The organism is Paraburkholderia sp. PAMB 6770, assembly GCF_057748135.1.
Genome location: NZ_CM173238.1, coordinates 293,618 through 314,674, shown reverse-complemented (window position 1 = coordinate 314,674; position 21,057 = coordinate 293,618). Strand labels below are relative to the sequence as shown.

General features: G+C 68.2%; 21 protein-coding genes. 13 read left to right on the top strand and 8 right to left on the bottom strand.

Annotation, left to right across the window (positions count from 1 at the left end):
• Positions 1–25 precede the first annotated feature (25 nt).
• Positions 26–1,168, bottom strand: coding sequence for a Re/Si-specific NAD(P)(+) transhydrogenase subunit alpha (locus AC3AP7_RS01585; RefSeq protein WP_475766233.1), 1,143 nt, complete (start codon positions 1,166–1,168; stop codon positions 26–28).
• 225 nt (positions 1,169–1,393) lie between these two features.
• On the opposite strand from AC3AP7_RS01585, the gene AC3AP7_RS01580 reads away from it, so the two are divergent.
• The 3 genes from AC3AP7_RS01580 (at position 1,394) to AC3AP7_RS01570 (ending at position 4,895) form a co-directional block, all read left to right on the top strand.
• Complete coding sequence (locus AC3AP7_RS01580) at positions 1,394–1,894, top strand: NUDIX hydrolase (protein ID WP_475766235.1); 501 nt, start codon at positions 1,394–1,396, stop codon at positions 1,892–1,894.
• Positions 1,891–3,036, top strand: coding sequence for a tRNA 2-thiouridine(34) synthase MnmA (mnmA, locus tag AC3AP7_RS01575; RefSeq protein ID WP_475766237.1), 1,146 nt, complete (start codon positions 1,891–1,893; stop codon positions 3,034–3,036). The genes AC3AP7_RS01580 and mnmA overlap by 4 nt, the downstream gene beginning before the upstream one ends.
• Positions 3,037–3,284: 248 nt before the next feature.
• Positions 3,285–4,895 carry an FMN-binding glutamate synthase family protein gene (locus AC3AP7_RS01570; protein ID WP_475766239.1) on the top strand — a complete coding sequence of 537 codons (1,611 nt, stop codon included), beginning with the start codon at positions 3,285–3,287 and terminating at the stop codon, positions 4,893–4,895.
• 160 nt (positions 4,896–5,055) lie between these two features.
• On the opposite strand, the gene AC3AP7_RS01565 is transcribed toward AC3AP7_RS01570, so the two are convergent.
• Complete coding sequence (locus AC3AP7_RS01565) at positions 5,056–5,667, bottom strand: glutathione S-transferase N-terminal domain-containing protein (RefSeq protein ID WP_475766242.1); 612 nt, start codon at positions 5,665–5,667, stop codon at positions 5,056–5,058.
• Positions 5,668–5,895: 228 nt separating this feature from the next.
• Between AC3AP7_RS01565 and AC3AP7_RS01560 the strand changes: the two genes are divergently transcribed.
• From AC3AP7_RS01560 to AC3AP7_RS01520, 9 genes are all read left to right on the top strand, one after another.
• Entirely contained in the window at positions 5,896–7,302 is a 1,407-nt protein-coding gene (locus AC3AP7_RS01560; RefSeq protein ID WP_475766244.1) for an aminopeptidase P N-terminal domain-containing protein, read from the top strand.
• Positions 7,303–7,322: 20 nt separating this feature from the next.
• Positions 7,323–8,543, top strand: coding sequence for a UbiH/UbiF/VisC/COQ6 family ubiquinone biosynthesis hydroxylase (locus tag AC3AP7_RS01555; protein ID WP_475766248.1), 1,221 nt, complete (start codon positions 7,323–7,325; stop codon positions 8,541–8,543).
• Positions 8,544–8,701: 158 nt separating this feature from the next.
• Positions 8,702–9,766 carry a tRNA dihydrouridine synthase DusB gene (gene dusB, locus AC3AP7_RS01550; protein ID WP_475766250.1) on the top strand — a complete coding sequence of 355 codons (1,065 nt, stop codon included), beginning with the start codon at positions 8,702–8,704 and terminating at the stop codon, positions 9,764–9,766.
• On the top strand, positions 9,763–9,996 hold the full coding sequence (locus AC3AP7_RS01545; protein ID WP_475766254.1) for a Fis family transcriptional regulator: 234 nt from the start codon (positions 9,763–9,765) through the stop codon (positions 9,994–9,996). The genes dusB and AC3AP7_RS01545 overlap by 4 nt, the downstream gene beginning before the upstream one ends.
• A gap of 46 nt (positions 9,997–10,042) precedes the next feature.
• Complete coding sequence (gene purH / locus AC3AP7_RS01540) at positions 10,043–11,608, top strand: bifunctional phosphoribosylaminoimidazolecarboxamide formyltransferase/IMP cyclohydrolase (RefSeq protein WP_475766256.1); 1,566 nt, start codon at positions 10,043–10,045, stop codon at positions 11,606–11,608.
• A 189-nt stretch (positions 11,609–11,797) separates the two neighbouring features.
• Complete coding sequence (ruvC, locus tag AC3AP7_RS01535; RefSeq protein ID WP_475766259.1) at positions 11,798–12,340, top strand: crossover junction endodeoxyribonuclease RuvC; 543 nt, start codon at positions 11,798–11,800, stop codon at positions 12,338–12,340.
• Positions 12,341–12,455: 115 nt separating this feature from the next.
• On the top strand, positions 12,456–13,037 hold the full coding sequence (gene ruvA / locus AC3AP7_RS01530; protein WP_475766261.1) for a Holliday junction branch migration protein RuvA: 582 nt from the start codon (positions 12,456–12,458) through the stop codon (positions 13,035–13,037).
• Between the two features lie 122 nt (positions 13,038–13,159).
• Positions 13,160–14,224 (top strand): Holliday junction branch migration DNA helicase RuvB, encoded by a 1,065-nt coding sequence (gene ruvB / locus AC3AP7_RS01525; protein ID WP_475766263.1) that lies wholly within the window; start codon positions 13,160–13,162, stop codon positions 14,222–14,224.
• A 43-nt stretch (positions 14,225–14,267) separates the two neighbouring features.
• Entirely contained in the window at positions 14,268–15,200 is a 933-nt protein-coding gene (locus AC3AP7_RS01520) for an oxygenase MpaB family protein (protein ID WP_475766266.1), read from the top strand.
• A gap of 5 nt (positions 15,201–15,205) precedes the next feature.
• Here the strand turns inward: AC3AP7_RS01520 and AC3AP7_RS01515 are convergent, their stop codons facing one another.
• Genes AC3AP7_RS01515 through tyrS form a run of 3 tightly spaced genes read right to left on the bottom strand, consistent with a single transcriptional unit; the run spans position 15,206 to position 17,612 of the window.
• Positions 15,206–15,877 (bottom strand): histidine phosphatase family protein, encoded by a 672-nt coding sequence (locus AC3AP7_RS01515; protein ID WP_475766269.1) that lies wholly within the window; start codon positions 15,875–15,877, stop codon positions 15,206–15,208.
• Positions 15,878–15,909: 32 nt separating this feature from the next.
• Complete coding sequence (gene dtd / locus AC3AP7_RS01510; RefSeq protein ID WP_475766271.1) at positions 15,910–16,368, bottom strand: D-aminoacyl-tRNA deacylase; 459 nt, start codon at positions 16,366–16,368, stop codon at positions 15,910–15,912.
• On the bottom strand, positions 16,365–17,612 hold the full coding sequence (tyrS, locus tag AC3AP7_RS01505) for a tyrosine--tRNA ligase (protein ID WP_475766274.1): 1,248 nt from the start codon (positions 17,610–17,612) through the stop codon (positions 16,365–16,367). The genes dtd and tyrS overlap by 4 nt, the downstream gene beginning before the upstream one ends.
• 225 nt (positions 17,613–17,837) lie before the next feature.
• On the opposite strand from tyrS, the gene AC3AP7_RS01500 reads away from it, so the two are divergent.
• Complete coding sequence (locus AC3AP7_RS01500; protein ID WP_475766277.1) at positions 17,838–18,971, top strand: anhydro-N-acetylmuramic acid kinase; 1,134 nt, start codon at positions 17,838–17,840, stop codon at positions 18,969–18,971.
• A 112-nt stretch (positions 18,972–19,083) separates the two neighbouring features.
• On the opposite strand, the gene erpA is transcribed toward AC3AP7_RS01500, so the two are convergent.
• The 3 genes from erpA to rplM form a co-directional block, all read right to left on the bottom strand.
• Positions 19,084–19,449 (bottom strand): iron-sulfur cluster insertion protein ErpA, encoded by a 366-nt coding sequence (gene erpA, locus AC3AP7_RS01495; RefSeq protein ID WP_475766279.1) that lies wholly within the window; start codon positions 19,447–19,449, stop codon positions 19,084–19,086.
• Between the two features lie 222 nt (positions 19,450–19,671).
• Positions 19,672–20,064 carry a 30S ribosomal protein S9 gene (gene rpsI, locus AC3AP7_RS01490; protein WP_475766281.1) on the bottom strand — a complete coding sequence of 131 codons (393 nt, stop codon included), beginning with the start codon at positions 20,062–20,064 and terminating at the stop codon, positions 19,672–19,674.
• Between the two features lie 11 nt (positions 20,065–20,075).
• Positions 20,076–20,504: a 50S ribosomal protein L13 gene (gene rplM, locus AC3AP7_RS01485; protein WP_475766284.1), complete on the bottom strand. Its 429-nt coding sequence runs from the start codon at positions 20,502–20,504 to the stop codon at positions 20,076–20,078.
• Between the last annotated feature and the right edge of the window lie 553 nt (positions 20,505–21,057).

The window sequence follows — 21,057 nt, the reverse complement described above, 5'->3', positions numbered from 1 at the left end:
CTCCTTTGTCGAGCCGCGCGCGGGCTCAGGCCTTGCGCGCCACGTCGCCGTCGCGTGCGAGCAGCGTCGCGGCGACGATGTCGTCGGTCATGTCGAGGTTCAGCGCACCGTCCTTCGTGACGATCAGCTTCAGGAAATCGAGCAGGTTGCGCGCATAGAGCGCCGACGCGTCGGCCGGCACCTGCGCCGCGAGGTTCGTGTAGCCGACGAGCGTCACGCCGTGCTTCGTCACCACCGCATCGGGCTCGGTGAGCGGGCAGTTGCCGCCGCGCCGGCCCTCGTGCTCCGCGCCGCGGCCGGCCGCGAGATCGACCAGCACCGAGCCCGGTTTCATGGCCTGCACGGTGTCGGCCGAGATCAGCGTCGGCGCTGCGCGGCCCGGAATCAGCGCGGTCGTGATCACGATGTCGGCCTGCTTCGCGCGCTCGTGCACGAGCGCGGCCTGGCGCGCGAGCCACGACGGCGGCATCGGCCGCGCGTAGCCGCCCACGCCCTGCGCGGCCTCGCGCTCCTCGTCGGTCTCGAACGGCACGTCGAGAAACTTCGCGCCGAGCGACTCGATCTGCTCCTTCACGGCCGGCCGCACGTCGGAGGCCTCGATGACGGCGCCGAGGCGCCGCGCGGTCGCGATCGCCTGCAGGCCCGCGACGCCCGCGCCGAGAATCAGCACGCGCGCGGCCTTCACGGTGCCGGCGGCGGTCATCAGCATCGGCATGAAGCGCGGGTAAAGGTCGGCGGCGACCAGCACCGCCTTGTAGCCGGCAATGTTTGCCTGCGAGGAGAGCACGTCGAGGCTCTGCGCACGCGTCGTGCGCGGCGCGGCTTCGAGCGCGAACGCGGTCAGCCCGGCAGCGGCCAGTTGCGCAGCGTTCTCCGCGCTGAACGGATCGAGCATGCCGACCAGCACCGCGCCGCGCTTCATCAGCGGCAGCTCGGCGGCAGTGGGAGACTGGACTTTCAGGACGAGGTCCGCGCCGAACGCGGCGCTCGCGTCGGCAAGCTCGGCGCCGAGCGCCGCATACGCGTCGTCGGGGAAGCTCGCGGCGGCGCCGGCGCCGCGCTGGATCGTGACCCGGTGCCCCTGCGACAGGTATTTGCGAACCGTCTCGGGCGTCGCGGCGACGCGGTTCTCATGCGGGCGCGTCTCGGCTGGCACTCCGATGTGCATCGTTGACTCCTCTTCGACCTTGCTGTGGGTACGACAGATCTGCCGACGAGGCACGCCGGCTTGCGAATGCAACGGCTGGCTACGCCGCCACTTTACCCGAAACCCGGGCCCGCGCCGGAATCAGGGACAATCCGGGTGGCGCGCGCCGCCCGCGCGGCCCGCTGCCCGGCCACGAGCCGCCGGACTGCCGGCAGCCGCGCGCCGGTAACGGTAAAATACCGGCCCATGAACGCTGAAACCTGGGCCGCGCATGTCACCGTGGCCGCCATCATCGAGCGCGCCGGCCGCTTTCTCGTCGTCGAGGAACAGACCGACGACGGACTGCGGCTGAACCAGCCCGCCGGCCACCTGGAGGCGGGCGAGACGCTGGTCGACGCGGTCGTGCGCGAAACGCTCGAAGAAAGCGCGGAGCACTTCGCGCCCGAGGCGCTGGTCGGCGTCTACATGACGCATGTCGAGCGCCCCGCGCGCAGCGGCGCCACCTATCTGCGCTTCACCTTTTGCGGCAGCAGCGAAGCAGCCGTCCCGCCGCGCGCGCTCGACCCGGAGATCGTCCGCACGCTGTGGATGAGCGCGGACGAACTGCGCGCCTGCCAGGACCGGCACCGCACGCCGCTCGTCCTGCGCTGCATCGACGATTACCTCGCCGGGCGGCGTTTTCCGCTCGACGTCGTGCACACGCATTCGGTCGCCCCCGTGCGGGCGATCAGGCCGGATACACCATGAGCAAGCAAAAAGTCGTAGTGGGCATGTCGGGCGGCGTCGATTCGTCGGTCACCGCGTGGCTGCTGAAGGAACAGGGCTATGACGTCGTCGGCCTGTTCATGAAGAACTGGGAAGACGACGACGACAGCGAATACTGCTCGACGCGCGAGGACTGGATCGACGTCGTGTCGGTCGCGGACCTGATCGGCATCGACGTCGAGGCGGTCAACTTCGCGGCCGAATACAAGGATCGCGTCTTCGCCGAGTTCCTGCGCGAATACTCGGCCGGCCGCACGCCGAATCCGGACGTGCTCTGCAACGCGGAAATCAAGTTCAAGGCGTTTCTCGATCACGCGATGTCGCTTGGCGCGCAGACCATCGCGACCGGCCATTACGCGCGGGTGCGCGAGCGCAACGGGCGTTTCGAACTGCTGAAGGCGGCCGATCTGACGAAGGACCAGTCGTACTTCCTGCACCGGCTGAATCAGGCGCAGCTGTCGAAAACGATGTTCCCGCTCGGCGAGATTCCGAAGACGCGCGTGCGCGAGATCGCCGCGCAGATCGGCCTGCCGAACGCGAAGAAAAAGGATTCGACCGGGATCTGCTTCATCGGCGAGCGGCCGTTCCGCGACTTCCTGAACCGTTACCTGCCGACCCGCCCCGGCCCGATGAAAACGCCCGAGGGCAAGGTGGTCGGCGAGCACATCGGTCTCGCGTTCTATACGTTCGGCCAGCGCAAGGGCATCGGCCTCGGCGGCAGCCGGGACGGCAGCGGCGAACCGTGGTTCGTGGCCGGCAAGGACATCCCGTCGAACACGCTGTACGTCGCGCAGGGCCACGACCACCCGTGGCTGCTGAGCCGCACGCTGAGCGCGGGCAACGTCAGCTGGGTCGCGGGCGAGCCGCCGGCCGACGGCCACGCGTGCGCCGCGAAGACGCGCTACCGCCAGACCGACGCGCGCTGCGTGTTCGGCAGCGCCGGCGAGCCCGCGGGCGGTTTCGCGCTCCATTTCGACGAAGCGCAGTGGGCTGTCACACCGGGGCAATCGGCGGTGCTTTACGATGGCGACGTCTGCCTCGGCGGCGGCATCATCGAGCATGTGGCGACCGCACAGCCGGCTGCGCACGGGGCGCGGGACGCCGCGCTGCTGGGCGCGCGGTGAAGCCGCCGCACGCGGGCTGCGACGCACGGTGCAGCGGCTCGGCCTCCGGCTGCGGCGCGCGGTGCGGCCGCGCGCGCCTCGGTGCCGCGCGCCGCGTGCGGCCGCACGGCTGAACCCGCCGCGCGCGATCGTGCCGACACCTCTTAGCATTCCCGATCATTCGCCGCGGATACCGCGCGTGCCGCCGTGCCGCGCGATCCCGTCGCGTATCCCCCGCGCGGCTTGCCGCGCCTAGTCAAGGAGTCCTCATGCTTTCCCGACGCTATCTGGCCCTCTGGTGCGCCATTCTGCTGCTCGCCGCGTGCGCGGCGCTCGCGGCGAGCCACCGTCTCGCGTGGCCGTGGCTGGTCGTGCCGCTGCTGCTCGTCGCGCTCGGCGGGTTCGATCTGACCCAGCGGCGTCACGCGATCCTGCGCAATTACCCGCTGTGGGGGCACTTGCGCTTCATGTTCGAATTCATCCGCCCGGAAATCCGCCAGTATTTCGTCGAGGACGACACCGACGAAAAACCGTTCTCGCGCCAGCAGCGCAGCATCGTTTATCAACGCGCGAAGAACGACGTCGACAGCCGCCCATACGGCACCGAGCTCGACGTGAAAGCGGTCGGGCACGAATGGATCAGCCACTCGCTCGCGCCGACCCGCCTCGACGGCCACGACTTTCGCGTGGTGGTCGGCCCGGATCGCGAACAGCCGTACTCGATGTCGATCTTCAACGTATCCGCGATGAGCTTCGGCTCGCTGTCGGCGAACGCGATCATGGCGCTGAATCTCGGCGCGAAGAAGGGCAATTTCGCGCACGACACCGGCGAAGGCTCGATGTCGAAGTACCACCGCCGGCATGGCGGCGACATCATCTGGGAGATCGCCTCGGGCTACTTCGGCTGCCGCAACGACGACGGCACGTTCAACCCGGAGAAGTTCGCCCGTCAGGCGAGCGAGCCGCAGGTCAGGATGATCGAGATCAAGCTGTCGCAGGGGGCGAAGCCCGGCCACGGCGGCGTGCTGCCGGCCGCGAAGATCACGCCGGAAATCGCCGAGACGCGCGGCGTGCCGATGGGGCGCGACTGCATCTCGCCCGCCACCCACTCGGAATTCTCGACGCCGCGCGGGCTGCTCGAATTCGTCGAGCGGCTGCGCCGGCTCTCGGGCGGCAAGCCGACCGGCTTCAAGCTGTGCATCGGCCATCCGTGGGAATTCTTCGGCATTGCGAAGGCGATGCTCGAAACGGGCATCCTGCCGGACTTCATCGTCGTCGACGGCGCCGAGGGCGGCACCGGCGCGGCGCCGCTGGAGTTCACCGATCACATCGGCGTGCCGCTGCAGGAAGGGCTGCTGCTGGTGCACAACACGCTGGTCGGCATCGGATTGCGCCAGCGCATCCGCATCGGCGCGAGCGGCAAGATGATCACCGCGTTCGACATCGCGAAGACGCTCGCGATCGGCGCCGACTGGGTCAACGCGGCGCGCGGCTTCATGTTCGCGATTGGCTGCATCCAGGCGCAGACCTGCCATACGGGCCGCTGCCCGACCGGCGTCGCGACCCAGGACCCGGTGCGCCAGCGCGCGCTCGTCGTGCCGGACAAGGCCGAACGCGTGTACAACTTCCACCGCAACACGCTGCACGCGCTGCAGGAAATCATCCAGGCCGCGGGCCTGAACCATCCGGCCGAACTGCGCGCGCATCACATCGTGCGGCGCGTGTCGTCCCACGAGGTGAGCCTGATGTCGGACCTGCTGAAGTATCTGCAGCCGAACGACCTGCTCGAACGCCGCTACCGCTATTCGCTGTACGAAAAGTACTGGCCGGTCGCGAGCGCCGAGACCTTCGCGCCGCAAATCGAGCTGCTGGCAACCTGAACCCCGGCGGCGGCCGGCGGCCCACCGCGGGCGCCGGCCGGGCCGACCGGCGGCCCGGGCATCCGGGCATCCGGGCATCCGGGCATCCGGGCATCCGGGCATCCGGGCATCCGGGCATCCGGGCGCCGGGCGCCGGGCGCCGGGCGCCGGGTGACGACGCTCAGTCGGCAGGCAGTGTATCGACGAACGAGGCGCGCTGCGACAGCTTCTGGAAATGCTTGTCGAGGTTCGGGTAGGTCTCGCGCCAGTTCAGCGCCGGCATCCGGAAATCGAGGTAGCCGAGCGCGCAGCCCATCGCGATGTCGGCGAGCGAATAATGGTTGCTGGCGCACCACGTCTTGCCGGCAAGTCCCTGCGACATCGCTTTCAGACCGTCGTCGATCTTGTGGTGCTGGCGGGCGAGCCACGCGTCCGAGCGCTGCCCCGGCTGCCGCAGCGTGTCTTCGAGGCGGATCAGCACGGCGGCGTCCAGCATCCCGTCGGCGAGCGCCTCCCAGCACCGCACCTCGACCCGCTCGCGCCCGGACGGCGGAATCAGCTTGCCGACCGGCGACAGCGTATCGACGTATTCGCAGATCACGCGCGAATCGAACACTGCTTCGCCATCCTCCATGACGAGACACGGCACCTTGCCGAGCGGATTGAACGTGTGAATCGCCGTATCCGGCGCCCAGACGTTTTCGAGCACCAGCCGGTAGTCGATCTTCTTTTCGGCCAGCACGATCCGCGCCTTGCGGACGTACGGGCTGGTCAGCGAACCGATGAGTTTCATCCCCACACCTGCCTTTTCTGGAATTGGGCGCAAGTATACGTTGATCGACCGCCATTCATGCGTTCCCGGCTCATCTTCACCCACGCGGGCGTCGCTCGCTGTGGGTCGCCTGCAACATGGCGGCGCGGCGCCGCGTCCGAGCCGGCGCCGCGCCGGGGGGACCGCCCCCGTGCGCGGACGCTGCGGCGGCCGCCCGACGCCATCCCGATTGGGCGCTACAATCGCACGATGAACCAGCCGACCGAACCCATCCTCGCGCTCGACGTCTATCGCCAGCGCCGCGAGCGCGTGCTCGCGGCGCTGCGCGCGACAGGCGGCGGCGTCGCCATCGTCCCCACCGCGCCGCCGGCGCTGCGCAACCGGGACGCCGACTATCCGTACCGGCACGACAGCTACTTCTATTACCTGAGCGGCTTCACCGAGCCCGAGGCGCTGCTCGTGCTGAACGCGAGCGCGCGCGCCGGCGAACCGGAGTCGATCCTGTTCTGCCGCGCGAAGCACGTCGAGCGCGAGATCTGGGAAGGCTTTCGCTTCGGCCCCGAAGCGGCGTGCGAAACGTTCGGCTTCGACGCCGCATATCCGGTCGACGAACTCGACACGCAGTTGCCCGCGCTGCTCGCCGATGCGCCGTCGCTGCATTACGCGCTCGGCCGCTCCGCGCCGTTCGACGCGCAGGTGCGCGGCTGGCTCGACGCGGTGCGCGCACGCGAGCGCAGCGGCGTCGCGGCGCCCTCGGCCGCGCTCGATCTGCTGCCGCTGCTCGACGAGATGCGGCTCGTCAAGGATGCGCACGAGCTGTCGGTGATGCGCCGCGCCGCCGCGATCTCGGCGCGCGCGCACCGCCGCGCGATGGCGGCCTGCCGGCCCGGCATTCGCGAATACGAGCTCGAGGCCGAGCTGCTCTACACGTTCCGCCAGCAGGGCGCGCAAGGGCCCGCGTACGGCTCGATCGTCGCGGCCGGCGCGAACGCGTGCGTGCTGCACTATCCGGCCGGCAACGCGGTCGCGCGCGACGGCGACCTGATCCTGATCGACGCGGCCTGCGAGCTCGACGGCTATGCGTCCGACATCACCCGCACGTTTCCCGCCAACGGCCGCTTCTCCGGCCCGCAGCGCGCGCTGTACGACATCGTGCTCGCCGCGCAGCAGGCGGCCATCGACGCGACGCGCGCCGGCGTCGCGTTCGACGATCCGCATCATGCCGCGGTGAAGGTGCTGTCGCAGGGGCTGCTCGACACCGGCATCGTCGACCGTGCGCACTTCGCGTCGGTGGACGACGTGATCGCCGAGCGGGCGTACGCGCCGTTCTACATGCACCGCACCGGCCACTGGCTCGGCATGGACGTGCACGACTGCGGCGACTACCGCGAGCGCGGCGCCCCGCGCAACGCCGACGGCGTACTGCCGTCGCGTACACTGCAGCCGTCGATGGTGCTGACGGTCGAGCCGGGTCTCTACGTCCGCCCGGCCGAGCGCGTACCGCAGCAGTACTGGAACATCGGCATCCGCATCGAGGACGACGCGGTCGTCACGCAGGACGGCTGCGAGCTGATCACGCGCGGCGTGCCGGTCGACGCGGACGAGATCGAGGCGCTGATGCGCGACGGCGCGTCAGGCGGCCGCGCACACGCCTGAGCGGCGCCCGGCCCTTACCGATGAACGACGTTTCCCGCTCCGCCGATCCGCGCGCCGACGCGCCATACGATTTCGACGTGGCCATCGTCGGCGCCGGGCCGGTCGGGCTCGCGCTCGCCGGCTGGCTCGCGCGGCGCAGCGCGACGCAGCCGCTGTCGGTCGCGCTGATCGACGCGCGCGATCCCGCCCGGGCGAGCACCGATCCGCGCGCCATCGCGGTATCGCAGGGCAGCCGGATGATCCTCGAACCGCTGCGCTGGCCCGCCGACGCCACCGACATCCACCGCATCCACGTATCGCAGCGCGGCCACTTCGGCCGCACGCTGATCGACCGCGCCGAGCACGGCCTGCCTGCGCTCGGCTACGTCGCGCGCTACGGCTCGATCGTGCAGGCGCTCGCCGCCGCGGTGGCGCCGACGTCCGTCCAGTGGCTGCGCGGCACCTGCGCGCACGCGCCGCTGCAGCAGGATGACGGCGTCACGCTGACGGTCGCGCACGACGACGGGGTGCGCACGCTGCGCGCCCGCGTGCTGGTGAACGCCGAGGGCGGGCTGTTCCAGACCGCGCCGCAGCCGCAGCCGGATCCCGCGCGCCGCGACGGCTCGCGCGACTACGGCCAGACCGCGCTCGTGGGCACCGTGAGCGTGAGCGCGCCGCAGCCGCACGTCGCCTGGGAGCGCTTCACCGGCGAGGGACCGATCGCGCTGCTGCCGATGGGCGGCGCGGGCGACGCCGACTATGCGCTCGTCTGGTGCTGCGCGCCCGGCGAAGCGGCGCGCCGCGCCGCGCTCGCCGACGACGCGTTCCTGCGCGAGCTCGGCGCGGCCTTCGGCGACCGGATGGGCCGCTTCACGCGGATCGGCGGCCGCGCGTCGTTCCCGCTCGGGCTGAATGCGCTCGATACGCTCGTCAAGGGTCGTGTCGTGGCGATCGGCAACGCGGCGCAGACGCTGCACCCGGTCGCCGGCCAGGGGTTGAATCTGGGTCTGCGCGATGCTCACGCGCTCGCCGACGCGCTGTCGCAGCACGGCGCGACGCCGCTCGCGCTCGCGATGTTCGCGCAGCGGCGCGGCCTCGACCGGCGGCTCACGATCGGCGCGACCGATACGCTCGCACGCGTCTTCACGGTCGGCTTTGCACCGCTCGCAATGCTGCGCGGGCTCGCGCTGACCGCGCTCGAATGCGCGCCGCCCGTCAAGACCGCGCTGGCGCGGCAGATGATGTTCGGACAACGCCGCTAGCGCGCGCCGCTGCCCGCGCGAGCGCGGCGCCAATACCGCACGAGGCGGCCCGGGCGCGGTACGCGGCTGATACGCGGGCGTTAACGCTAAAATAGCGGTTTTCCCTCGTCATTCGCGCTCGCCCGGTCAGGCTGATCCGGGGCGGACGCCCGCTCGCGATGCTCACTCTCGGCTCTCACACGCTGCGCAACAACCTGTTCGTCGCCCCCATGGCAGGCGTGACCGACCGGCCGTTCCGCCAGCTCTGCAAGCAGCTGGGCGCGGGCTACGCGGTGTCGGAAATGGTCGCGTCGAACGCGCAGCTCTGGAAGAGCGAGAAGACGATGCGCCGCGCGAACCACGCGGGCGAGGTGGAGCCGATCGCGGTGCAGATCGCCGGCGCCGACCCGGACATGATGGCCGAAGCCGCCCGCTACAACGTCGACAACGGCGCGCAGATCATCGACATCAACATGGGTTGCCCGGCCAAGAAGGTGTGCAACGTCGCGGCCGGTTCCGCGCTGCTGCAAAACGAGCCGCTCGTGCAGCGGATCGTGCAGGCCGTTGTCGGCGCGGTCGGCTGCGGCCCGCATGCGGTGCCGGTCACGCTGAAGATCCGCACCGGCTGGAACCGCGAGAACCGCAACGCGTTGCGGGTGGCGCGCATCGCGGAAGACGCCGGCATCGCGATGCTGACCGTGCACGGGCGCACGCGCGCCGACCTGTACCACGGCGAGGCCGAATACGACACCATTGCCGCGGTGAAGGCGGCGGTGCGCATTCCGGTCGTGGCCAACGGCGACATCGTGTCGCCGCACAAGGCGCGCGAGGTGCTCGCCGCCACCGGCGCCGACGCGATCATGATCGGCCGCGCCGCGCAGGGGCGGCCGTGGCTGTTTCGCGAGATCGCGCATTTCCTGCAGACCGGCGAGCTGCTGCCGCCGCCGCGCATCGACGAAATCCAGCAGGTGATGAACGCGCATCTGGAAGACCATTACGCGTTCTACGGCGAATTTACCGGCGTGCGTACTGCGCGCAAACACATCGGCTGGTACACTCGCGGCCTTTCCGGCGCCACGCTGTTCCGGCACCGGATGAACACGCTGGACACGACGCGCGAGCAACTGCTTGCCGTCAACGCATTCTTCGACGCCCAAAAGGCGCTCTCCGACCGCCTCGTCTACGTGGAAGAGGATGTCAACCCGAACGGCGAGCCGGACCATACCGATCGACTGGCAGCATGAGCAAGAACAACATTGAACATTCCGTCCGCGAGAGCCTGGGAATCTATTTCCAGGACCTCGACGGCTCCAACCCGCACGGCGTCTACGACATGGTGATTTCGTGCGTCGAGAAACCGATGCTCGAGGTGGTGCTCGAGCGGGCCGGCGGCAACCAGTCGCTGGCCGCCGAGTATCTCGGCATCAACCGCAACACGCTGCGCAAGAAGCTGCAGCAGCACGGCCTGCTGTAGCGCTCCGCGCTCCACCTCGTCCCCACCGGCTTTTTCACAACCCATCATGATCAAGCAAGCGCTCATCTCCGTTTCCGACAAGTCCGGCATCGTCGATTTCGCGAAATCGCTGTCCGACCTCGGCGTCAGGATCCTGTCGACCGGCGGCACCGCGAAGCTGCTGGCCGACGCCGGCCTCGCCGTCACCGAAGTCGCCGACTACACGGGCTTTCCGGAAATGCTCGACGGGCGCGTGAAAACGCTGCACCCGAAGGTACACGGCGGCATTCTCGCGCGCCGCGACCTGCCGGAGCACATGGCCGCGCTCGAACAGCACCGGATTCCGACGATCGACCTGCTGGTCGTGAACCTGTACCCGTTCGTGCAGACGGTCGCGAAGGAGCAGTGCACGCTCGAAGACGCGATCGAGAACATCGACATCGGCGGCCCGACGATGCTGCGCTCGGCGGCGAAGAACCACCGCGATGTCACTGTGGTGGTAGACCCGGCCGACTACACCGCCGTGCTCGACGAAATGCGCACGAACGGCAACGCGGTGTCGTACTGGACCAACTTCCGTCTCGCAACCAAGGTGTTCGCGCACACCGCGCAATATGACGGCGCGATCACGAACTACCTGACGAGCCTCACCGACACGCTCGAACACACGTCGCGCAACCCGTATCCGGCGGTCTTCAACCTCTCGTTCGAGAAAGTGCAGGACCTGCGCTACGGCGAGAACCCGCACCAGAGCGCCGCGTTCTACCGCGACCTGAACACGCCGGCCGGCGCGCTGGCGAATTACCGCCAGCTGCAGGGCAAGGAGCTGTCGTACAACAACATCGCGGATTCGGACGCCGCGTGGGAATGCGTGAAAACCTTCGACGCGCCGGCCTGCGTGATCGTCAAGCACGCGAATCCGTGCGGCGTCGCGGTGGGTATCGACGCGCACGAAGCGTATGCAAAGGCATTCCAGACCGACCCGACATCCGCATTTGGCGGCATCATCGCGTTCAACCGCGAAGTGGACGAGGCCGCCGCGCAGGCAGTCGCGAAACAGTTCGTCGAAGTGCTGATCGCACCTTCGTTCAGCAAGGCGGCGCGCGAGCTGTTCGCGGCCAAGCAGAACGTGCGGCTGCTGGAGATCGCGCTCGGCGACGGCCATCACGCGTTCGACCTGAAGCGTGTCGGCGGCGGGCTGCTGGTGCAGTCGCTCGATGCACACAACGTGCAGCCGCACGAACTGCGCGTGGTCACGAAGCGCCATCCGACACCGAAGGAAATGGACGACCTGCTGTTCGCCTGGCGCGTCGCCAAATTCGTGAAGTCGAACGCGATCGTGTTCTGCGGCAACGGCATGACGCTCGGCGTCGGCGCGGGCCAGATGAGCCGGGTGGACTCGGCGCGCATCGCGAGCATCAAGGCGCAGAACGCCGGGCTCACGCTGAACGGCTCGGCGGTCGCCTCGGACGCGTTCTTCCCGTTCCGCGACGGCCTCGACGTCGTGGTGGCGGCGGGCGCGAGCTGCGTGATCCAGCCGGGCGGCTCGATGCGCGACGACGAAGTGATCGCCGCGGCCGACGAGCACAACATCGCGATGGTGCTGACCGGCATCCGCCATTTCCGCCACTGACACACGGCGCCGGCGCGCGGCGCTCAGCCGCACGCGGCAGGTGCAGCGGGGCATGAAAGCACCGCACGAAGCCCGGCAGACCCGTCTGCCGGGCTTTTTTACTGGCACGTGCCGCACGGCGGCCGGTTCGCCGTTTGTCCCGCCGCCAGTTCGTTGTAGTATCGCTGGCACTGACTTCGTAGCTCCCTCATGAGAATTCTCGGCATCGACCCCGGCTTGCGCGTGACAGGCTTCGGCGTGATCGAACAGCACGGCCATCGGCTGACGTATGTGGCAAGCGGCACGATCAGGACGGCGGATGCCGACCTGCCGTCGCGGCTCGGCACCATCTTCGAAGGCGTATCGACGCTGATCCGTCAGCACGCCCCGGATCAGGCAGCGATCGAGAAGGTCTTTGTGAACGTCAATCCGCAATCGACGCTGCTGCTCGGCCAGGCACGCGGCGCGGCGATCTGCGCCATGGTGGCCAATGGCCTGCCGGTGGCCGAATACACCGCGCTGCAACTGAAGCAGGCGGTGGTCGGCTACGGACGCGCAACGAAAGAGCAGATGCAGCAGATGGTCGTGCGCCTGCTGAGCCTCACTGGCGTGCCCGGCACCGACGCCGCGGACGCGCTCGGCATGGCGATCTGCCACGCGCACGGCGGCACGACGCTCGACGTGCTGGGCGGCCTCGCGCCGGCGCTCGCCCGCAAGGGCCTGCGGGTGCGGCGCGGGCGGCTCGTCGGCTGATCCGGGCCGCGCTCGCGAAGCCCGGCCGATACCCCGGCGCCCGTCGGCGCCAACATTGCCCAGCGCGCAGACGCGCTGCGCTACACTCGCGCTTTCTGCCACGATTGAATCCACCATGATCGGTCGCATTGCCGGCGTCCTGCTGGAAAAGAACCCACCGCATCTGCTCGTCGACTGCAACGGCGTCGGCTACGAAGTCGACGTGCCGATGAGCACGTTCTACAACCTCCCGGCCACCGGCGAGCGGGTCGTCCTCCTGACCCAGATGATCGTGCGCGAAGACGCGCATCTGCTGTACGGCTTCGGCACCGCACAGGAGCGCACGACCTTCCGCGAGCTGCTGAAGATCAGCGGGATCGGCGCGCGCATGGCGCTCGCGGTGCTGTCCGGCATGAGCGTGCACGAACTCGCGCAGACGGTCACGCTGCAGGATGCGACGCGCCTCACGCGCGTGCCGGGGATCGGCAAGAAGACGGCGGAGCGGCTGCTGCTGGAGCTGAAGGGCAAGCTCGGCGCCGACCTGGGCGCGGCGGCGGGCGGCGTGCCGGCATCCGGCCACGCCACCGATATCCTGAACGCACTGCTCGCATTGGGTTACTCCGAAAAGGAAGCGCTTGCCGCCGTCAAGAACGTGCCGGCCGGCACGAGCGTGTCCGACGGCATCAAGCTCGCGCTGAAGGCGCTCTCGAAATCCTGATGCCGGCGGCCGGGGCGGCGGCAGCAAGCGCCCCGTGATCAAGCTTCGCACAGCGTGCCGGCGCCCGCACCCTGGCCGTTCGGCCAGCTTCGGGACCGGGCGCTGCGCGGTACAATGGCCGCATGATCGAAACCGACAAACTCGCCGCCGAGCGCATCATCGCCGCCACGCCCGTTTCGCCGAACGAGGAAGCGTTCGAGCGCGCGCTGCGTCCGCGCCAGCTCGACGAGTACGTCGGGCAGGAAAAGGTGCGCGGGCAGCTGGAAATCTTCATCGAGGCGGCCAAACGCCGCGCCGAATCGCTCGATCACGTGCTGCTGTTCGGGCCACCCGGGCTCGGCAAGACCACGCTCGCGCACATCGTCGCGCGGGAAATGGGGGTCAATCTGCGGCAGACGTCCGGGCCGGTGCTCGAACGCGCGGGCGACCTCGCCGCGCTGCTCACGAACCTCGAAAAGAACGACGTGCTGTTCATCGACGAAATCCATCGGCTCTCGCCGGTCGTCGAGGAAATCCTGTACCCGGCGCTCGAGGACTACCAGATCGACATCATGATCGGCGAAGGGCCGGCTGCGCGCAGCGTCAAGCTCGACCTGCAGCCGTTCACGCTGGTCGGCGCCACCACCCGCGCGGGCATGCTCACCAATCCGCTGCGCGACCGCTTCGGCATTGTCGCAAGGCTGGAGTTCTACAACGCCGAGGAGCTTGCGCGCATCGTCACGCGCTCGGCGGCGCTGCTCAATGCGCAGATCCACCCGGAAGGCGCGTTTGAAATCGCGCGGCGCGCGCGCGGCACGCCGCGTATCGCCAACCGGCTGCTGCGCCGGGTGCGCGACTACGCGGAAGTCAAGGCGGACGGCCATATCACCGCGGCAGTGGCCGACGCGGCGCTGCGCATGCTCGACGTCGACCCGGTCGGCTTCGACCTGATGGACCGCAAGCTGCTCGAAGCCATCCTGCACAAGTTCGATGGCGGCCCGGTCGGCGTCGACAACCTGGCTGCCGCAATCGGCGAGGAACGCGACACGATCGAAGACGTGCTCGAACCGTATCTGATCCAGCAGGGCTTCCTGCAGCGTACGCCGCGCGGCCGCGTCGCGACGCTGCTGACCTACCGCCACTTCGGCCTCGCCGCGCCGGACGCCGCGAGTCCCGTGCGCGGCCTGTGGGACGCGAACGCGTCGTGAGGCGCGCGCCGCCCGCGCCTTGCCCGCACGCCAGCCCCCGCCCATGCAGGATCGCGCCCGCCACCCGCCGCACGCCGGTCTCGCAGACCGGCTCGCCGCGCATCTGCGCGCGAGGGTCGCCGACGGCGTCACCCACCTGACGAGCGGCAGCGGCCCGACGCTCGATTATTCGTCGCCGCCCGGCGATCCGGGGCTGTTCGGGCCGGACGCCGTGTGCTGGAAAATCCACGCGGATTTCACGTCGATGATGACGGGCGGCATCAGCGCATTGCTGCTACAGACGCTGCATCCGCTCGCGCTTGCGGGCGTGTGGGATCACTCGTCGTTTCGCACCGACATCCTCGGGCGCCTGCGCCGCACCGCCACGTTTATCGCCGGCACCACGTACGGCAACCGCCGCGACGCGCTCGCGCTGATCGAGCGGGTCAAGCAGATTCACCTGGGCGTAACCGGCGTCGCGCCCGACGGGCGACCCTATCGCGCCAGCGATCCCGCGCTGCTCACCTGGGTGCATGTCGCGGAGGTCTCGAGCTTTCTGAACGCGCATCTGCATTACGTGAACCCGGCGCTGCCGCTCGCCGAGCAGGACCGCTACTTCGCCGAAACCGCGTGCATCGCCGAGCGGCTCGGCGCGCTCGAGATTCCTCGCACGCGCGCGGCCATCGACGCCTATCTGCTCGCGATGCGCCCTCAACTGGAAACCAGCGAGCGCACGCGCGAAGTCGTCCGGGTCCTGATGAATGCGCGGCCCGCGAGCCTGCCGCTGCGCCCGGCCGGCATCCTGACGCTGAATGCGGGCATCGACCTGCTGCCGCCGTGGGCGCAGCAGATGCTCGGCTTCGGCGGCTTCGCGGGCGTGCGCCGCGCGCTCGTCAGGCCCGGCGTGAAACTCATGGTTGCGCCCGTGCTGCGCTGGGCGCTGACAAACGGCGTGTCCCGCCGCGCGCGGCGCCGGGTCGCCGCGTCCGAAGGCTGACGCGTTCAGCGCCCGGGCATGGGCAAGCGCTGGAGCGAATCGTCGTCGCTGGGCGCGTCGAGGTGCGCTACGTCGGCCCATGCCAGCACCTTTGCCCCGTCCTGCGCGAACTCTACCGTGTTGACGCTCGTGTTGAGCAGCGGATAGTCGCGCGGCACTTCGAGCGTCAGATCGCGCGCGAGCCGGTACACGCAATCGAGCACCCCGCCATGCGCGACACAGGCGATCCGCTGATGCGCGTGCGCCGCAACCAGCGCTTTCACCGCCGTCGTCACGCGATGGTAAAAGGCGCGCATCGACTCGCCGTCCGGTGGCGCAAAACCGGCATCGCGGGTCTGCCAGTGCGCGTATTCGAGCGGATAACGCGCCTCGATTTCATCCTTGTCGTAGCCTTGAAACGCACCGTAATGGCGCTCGCGCAAACCGGCGTTCAACCGCAACGGCAGGCCGAGCGCATCGGCAATCGGCTGTGCGGTTTGCTGCGCGCGCAGCAGGTCGCTCGAATAGATCGCGTCGAGACGGACACCCTGGCCGGACTCCGCCGACAGCCGGTCGGCCAGACGCTGCGCCTGCTCGACACCGGTCCCGGCAAGCGGAATGTCGAGGTGTCCCTGAATGCGCCTGATCTGGTTCCAGGCGGTTTCGCCATGGCGAATGAAAAGAATCTGCGTGGCCATGAATAGAACTCCCGGCGCGCCGGGCCCGCGCGTCAGGGCCGCGCCTGCAGCCAGAACGTGACGGGCCCGTCGTTGACGAGCGACACCTGCATGTGCGCGCCAAACGAGCCGGTCTCGACGACCGGATGCTGCGCACGCGCGGCGGCAACAAAATAGTCGAACAGCCGGCGGCCTTCATCGGGGGACGCCGCCGGCGTGAAACTCGGGCGCAGGCCGCTGTTCGTGTCGGCAGCCAGCGTGAACTGCGAGACGAGCAGCAGACCGCCGGCCTGCCCCGCCCCGTCCATGTTCTGCACGGACAGGTTCATCTTGCCGTTCGCGTCGCCGAACACGCGGTAACCCAGCATCCTGGCGAGCAGGCGCTGCGCGACGGCTTCGGTGTCGCCGCGCTCGGCGCAGACCAGCGCGAGCAGCCCCGGGCCAATCGCGCCGCACACCTGATCGCCGACGCGCACGTCCGCGCGCAGCACCCGCTGGATCAGCGCAATCATGCGGTCAGCGTGATGCGCGCGAAGCGCCGCTTGCCGACCTGCACGACGTACTCGCCGGCCTCGACCTTCAGCCCCTTGTCGGAGACCGTCGCGCCGTCGATTTTCACCCCGCCCTGCTCGATGTTGCGCAGCGCCTCGCTAGTGGACGGCACGAGGTTCGCCTGCTTGAGCAACTGGCCGATACCGAGCGGCGCCCCCGCGAGCGTGACCGCCGGAATGTCGTCCGGCACCCCGCCCTTCGCGCGGTGATTGAAGTCCTCGAGCGCACGCCCGGCGTCTGCCGGCGAATGGAACCGCGCGACGATCTCCTGGGCGAGCAGCACCTTGAAATCGCGCGGGTTGCGGCCCGTCTGCGTCTCCTGACGGAAGCGCGCGATCTCGTCGATCGAGCGGAACGACAGCAGTTCGAAGTAACGCCACATCAGCGTATCCGAAATGCTCATCAGCTTGCCGAACATCTCCGACGGCTTTTCGCTGATGCCGACATAGTTGTGCTTCGACTTCGACATCTTTTCGACCCCGTCGAGCCCCTCCAGCAGCGGCATCGTCAGGATGCATTGCTGCTCCTGCCCGTACTGCTTCTGCAGTTCGCGGCCCACGAGCAGGTTGAACTTCTGGTCGGTGCCGCCGAGTTCGAGGTCCGCGTTCAGCGCAACCGAGTCGTAACCCTGCATCAGCGGATAGAGAAACTCGTGGATCGAGATCGGCACGCCGCCCTGGAAACGCTTCGTGAAATCCTCGCGCTCCAGAATGCGCGCGACCGTGTAGCGCGACGCAAGCTTGATCATGCCGTCGGCGCCGAGGGGCATCGACCACTCGCTGTTGTAGCGGATCTCGGTCTTTTCGCGATCGAGCACGAGCGAGGCCTGCTCGAAATAGGTCCGCGCATTCGATTCGATCTGCTCGCGCGTGAGCGGCGGCCGCGTCGCGTTGCGGCCGGACGGATCGCCGATCAGCGAGGTGAAGTCGCCGATCAGGAAGATCACCGTGTGGCCGAGGTCCTGCAACTGCCGCATCTTGTTCAGCACGACGGTGTGGCCGATATGGATGTCGGGCGCCGTCGGATCGAGGCCGAGCTTGATGCGCAGCGGCGTACCCGTGGCCGCGCTGCGCGCGAGCTTCTGCGCGAACTCCTCTTCGATCAGCAACTCATCGGCGCCGCGCCGGGTGACGGCCAGCGCGTGCCGGACTTCGTCGGTGATCGGGTAGGCGGGACGGGACTGGGGCGTGGACTCTTGGCTCATGCGGGAACGGGAATGCGCAAAAAAGCTGATTTTCCCACAGATACGCGTCGACGCGGCCGGCAAGCGGGTGGCTAGCGGGGGGGCAAGCGGGGTGGCAGCGGCCGTCAGGCAGCCGCCGACACCGCGCCGCGCGCCGTTTTGCGTGTACGCATCACTACCTGCGCGCCGCAAGCGCTGCTAATCTGGACGGACACCGCAACTTCAACGACTGACAGGAGCCGCATCGTGACGCAGGACACCCACGCAGACGGGATCTATTTCGGGCTGATGTCGGGCACCAGCATGGACGGCGTGGATGGCGTCGCGGTGGAATTCGTCACCGGCAAGCCCCCGCTCGTGCTCGCGGAAGCCTTTGTCGGCTTCGCGCAAGGACTGCGCGAAGCGCTGTTCGCGCTCCAGCAGCCGGGCGAGAACGAAATCGAGCGCGAGGCGCTGGCCGCCAATGCGCTCGCGACGCGCTACACGGTCTGCTGCCACGAACTGCTGCGCGCGAGCCGGCTGAGCGCAGCCGACGTGCGCGCAGCCGGCGTGCATGGCCAGACCGTGCGCCACCGGCCGGAGAAAGGCTACACGCGGCAGATCAACAACCCGGCGCTGCTTGCCGAGATGACCCACCTGGACATCGTCGCCGATTTCCGCAGCCGCGACGTCGCCGCGGGCGGCCAGGGTGCGCCGCTGGTGCCGGCGTTCCACGCGACGGTGTTCGGCGCGAGGGGCGAAACGCGCGTCGTCTGCAACCTCGGCGGCATCAGCAACATCACGATCCTGAATGCGGCCGGCAGCGTGCGCGGCTTCGATTGCGGACCGGCAAACGCACTGCTCGACGAGTGGGCGCAGCGGCATCTCGGCAAGCCCTATGACGAGCACGGGCACTTCGCGGCCAGCGGCCAGTTGAACCAGCGCCTGCTGAACGCGTTGCTCGACGAACCGTTTTTCGAGGCGCCGCCGCCGAAGAGCACGGGCCGCGACCTGTTCAATCCGGCATGGCTCGACGCAAAACTGCAGCCGTTCGCGGACGTGTCGCCCGCCGACGTGCAGGCCACGCTCGTCGCGCTCACCGCGGTGACGGTCGCACGGGAGATCGAGCGCCACGCCTCCGACGTTCGGGCCGTCTACGTGTGCGGCGGCGGCGCGCGCAATCCTGTGCTGATGAAGGGGATTCAGGATGCGCTCGAGGCAAGCGGCGTGCGCGGCGTCCCGGTGCTGACCACCGAGGCGCTGGGGGTGCCGCCCCATCAGGTCGAGCCGCTCGCTTTTGCATGGCTCGCGATGCGCTGTGTCGCGCGCGAACCCGGCAATCTCGGCGCGGTCACCGGCGCTGCGGGCGAGCGCGTGCTCGGCGCGATCTATCCGCGCTGACCCACGTCCGCCGAAACGCGCGGGAACCCGCAGGAACGCGCCGAAACACCCGCACCAATGAAAAACGGGGCTGAAAGCCCCGTTTGACGAACTTGCCGGACCTGCCGGCTGCTCAGACCGAGAACGACGAGCCGCAACCGCAGGTCGTCGTGGCGTTCGGATTCTTGATCACGAACTGCGCGCCGTTGATATCGTCCTTGTAGTCGATCTCGGCGCCCACCAGATACTGGTAGCTCATCGAGTCGATCAGCAGCTGCACGCCGCTCTTGTCCATCACGGTGTCGTCTTCGTTGATCGCTTCGTCGAAGGTGAAACCGTATTGAAAGCCCGAGCAGCCGCCGCCCTGCACAAACACGCGCAGCTTCAGCTCCGGGTTGCCTTCCTCTTCGATCAGCTGCTTGACCTTGTCGGCCGCCGCGTCCGTGAAAACCAGCGGGGCAGGCATCTCGGTCACGGGGGTGTCGGTGACTGCGTTCATTCGGACTCTCCAAAAAAGCTTCTAGCCGCTATTGTAGGGCTGATCCGGATATCGTGCTGAAGCCCACAAAATCAATGGGTTCTATCCAGAACGCGCCGCTTCGGCGGGTTTTGCCGCAGCGCCGGCGCGGCCGCCCGGGCGCCCCAACGAAAAAAGCCGCCGGCGCATGCGCGCGGGCGGCTTTCGCAGCGGCTGCGGCAATACCGCGGCCCGCCGAAGCGCTTAACGCTTCGAGAACTGCTTGCGGCGGCGTGCCTTGTGGAAACCCACTTTCTTACGCTCGACTTCACGCGCGTCACGCGTGACGAAGCCTGCGCTCGACAGTGCCGGCTTCAGCGTCGCGTCGTAGTCCATCAGCGCGCGCGTGATGCCGTGGCGCACCGCGCCCGCCTGACCCGTTTCACCGCCGCCCGTCACGTTGACCTTGATGTCGAACGTGGTGCCGTGGTTCGTCAGTTCGAGCGGCTGGCGCACGATCATCAGCGAGGTTTCGCGCGAGAAGTAGTCGGCGATAGGCTTGCCGTTGACGACGATCTCGCCCTTGCCCGCCTTGATGAAGACACGGGCGACTGCGCTCTTGCGGCGGCCCGTACCGTAGTTCCAGTTACCGATCATATGGGCTCCCCTTAGATCTCGAGCGCCTTCGGCTGTTGCGCCGAATGCGGATGCGTAGCGTCGGCGTAGACCTTCAGCTTCTTGATCATCGCGTAGCCGAGCGGGCCCTTCGGCAGCATGCCCTTGACCGCCTTCTCGAGCGCGCGGCCCGGGAAGCGTTCCTGCATCTTGCCGAACGTCGTTTCATAGATACCGCCCGGGTAGCCCGAGTGGCGATAGTACTTCTTGTCCGTGGTCTTGTTGCCCGTGACCTTCAGCTTGCCGGCGTTGATGACGATGATGAAATCACCGGTGTCGACGTGCGGAGTGAACTCAGGCTTGTGCTTGCCGCGAAGACGGCGCGCCACTTCGCTGGCGACACGGCCGAGAACCTTATCCGTCGCGTCAATCACGTACCATTCGCGCGCCACCTCATGGGCTTTTGCGGAAAACGTCTTCATGATCGATCCAATAAAAATGCTTTGCCCTGTATTGTTTCCTGCTTGGCGATGGCGCATCGAGGCGCAGTGCAGGCTCTCCCTGTTCTTTTTCCGGCGGGCGGATGCGGAAAAGCCTTGAATTATAGAGGAAATTCGGCCACGAAGTCAAAGCATGCGCAAAACAGGCGATGACGGGCGGAGCGGGCGAAAAAAAACCCGAACGCGCTGTTCGGGTTTAATCCACCTATGGAGGAGGGTGGAGGAGACATGCTGAGGTCGCTGAACATCCGCAACCAATGGAAAAAATTATAAGACTATTTCTTGTGCATCGCAAGAATGTTTGCGATGCGAAATGACAATTCACAATATGAAAAATTGGGCGCGATGCGCAAGACGCAGAAAAGTTTGCTCAATCAATGAGTTACAAATAACCTACCCGGCTGGCACCAGCCAAGTCTAGAGGGATTACCCTAAAATCGCCAGGACAATCCCGCATCCCCCGTGTCATGCGGCGGCGCAACACGCAAGCCCTGCGGGATCGCGGAGCCGGCGCCTCGCGCACCCAGGCGAACCC

Excerpts from the sequence above, each read along its gene's own strand:
- mnmA (WP_475766237.1), top strand. The coding sequence starts at position 1,891 with ATGAGCAAGCAAAAAGTCGTAGTGGGCATGTCGGGCGGCGTCGATTCG.
- AC3AP7_RS01570 (WP_475766239.1), top strand. The coding sequence starts at position 3,285 with ATGCTTTCCCGACGCTATCTGGCCCTCTGGTGCGCCATTCTGCTGCTC.
- AC3AP7_RS01580 (WP_475766235.1), top strand. The coding sequence starts at position 1,394 with ATGAACGCTGAAACCTGGGCCGCGCATGTCACCGTGGCCGCCATCATC.
- AC3AP7_RS01565 (WP_475766242.1), bottom strand. The coding sequence starts at position 5,667 with ATGAAACTCATCGGTTCGCTGACCAGCCCGTACGTCCGCAAGGCGCGG.
- AC3AP7_RS01515 (WP_475766269.1), bottom strand. The coding sequence starts at position 15,877 with ATGGCCACGCAGATTCTTTTCATTCGCCATGGCGAAACCGCCTGGAAC.
- dusB (WP_475766250.1), top strand. The coding sequence starts at position 8,702 with ATGCTCACTCTCGGCTCTCACACGCTGCGCAACAACCTGTTCGTCGCC.
- dtd (WP_475766271.1), bottom strand. The coding sequence starts at position 16,368 with ATGATTGCGCTGATCCAGCGGGTGCTGCGCGCGGACGTGCGCGTCGGC.
- ruvC (WP_475766259.1), top strand. The coding sequence starts at position 11,798 with ATGAGAATTCTCGGCATCGACCCCGGCTTGCGCGTGACAGGCTTCGGC.
- rpsI (WP_475766281.1), bottom strand. The coding sequence starts at position 20,064 with ATGATCGGTAACTGGAACTACGGTACGGGCCGCCGCAAGAGCGCAGTC.
- erpA (WP_475766279.1), bottom strand. The coding sequence starts at position 19,449 with ATGAACGCAGTCACCGACACCCCCGTGACCGAGATGCCTGCCCCGCTG.
- ruvA (WP_475766261.1), top strand. The coding sequence starts at position 12,456 with ATGATCGGTCGCATTGCCGGCGTCCTGCTGGAAAAGAACCCACCGCAT.
- AC3AP7_RS01585 (WP_475766233.1), bottom strand. The coding sequence starts at position 1,168 with ATGCACATCGGAGTGCCAGCCGAGACGCGCCCGCATGAGAACCGCGTC.
- AC3AP7_RS01555 (WP_475766248.1), top strand. The coding sequence starts at position 7,323 with ATGAACGACGTTTCCCGCTCCGCCGATCCGCGCGCCGACGCGCCATAC.
- AC3AP7_RS01545 (WP_475766254.1), top strand. The coding sequence starts at position 9,763 with ATGAGCAAGAACAACATTGAACATTCCGTCCGCGAGAGCCTGGGAATC.
- AC3AP7_RS01560 (WP_475766244.1), top strand. The coding sequence starts at position 5,896 with ATGAACCAGCCGACCGAACCCATCCTCGCGCTCGACGTCTATCGCCAG.
- rplM (WP_475766284.1), bottom strand. The coding sequence starts at position 20,504 with ATGAAGACGTTTTCCGCAAAAGCCCATGAGGTGGCGCGCGAATGGTAC.
- ruvB (WP_475766263.1), top strand. The coding sequence starts at position 13,160 with ATGATCGAAACCGACAAACTCGCCGCCGAGCGCATCATCGCCGCCACG.
- purH (WP_475766256.1), top strand. The coding sequence starts at position 10,043 with ATGATCAAGCAAGCGCTCATCTCCGTTTCCGACAAGTCCGGCATCGTC.
- tyrS (WP_475766274.1), bottom strand. The coding sequence starts at position 17,612 with ATGAGCCAAGAGTCCACGCCCCAGTCCCGTCCCGCCTACCCGATCACC.
- AC3AP7_RS01520 (WP_475766266.1), top strand. The coding sequence starts at position 14,268 with ATGCAGGATCGCGCCCGCCACCCGCCGCACGCCGGTCTCGCAGACCGG.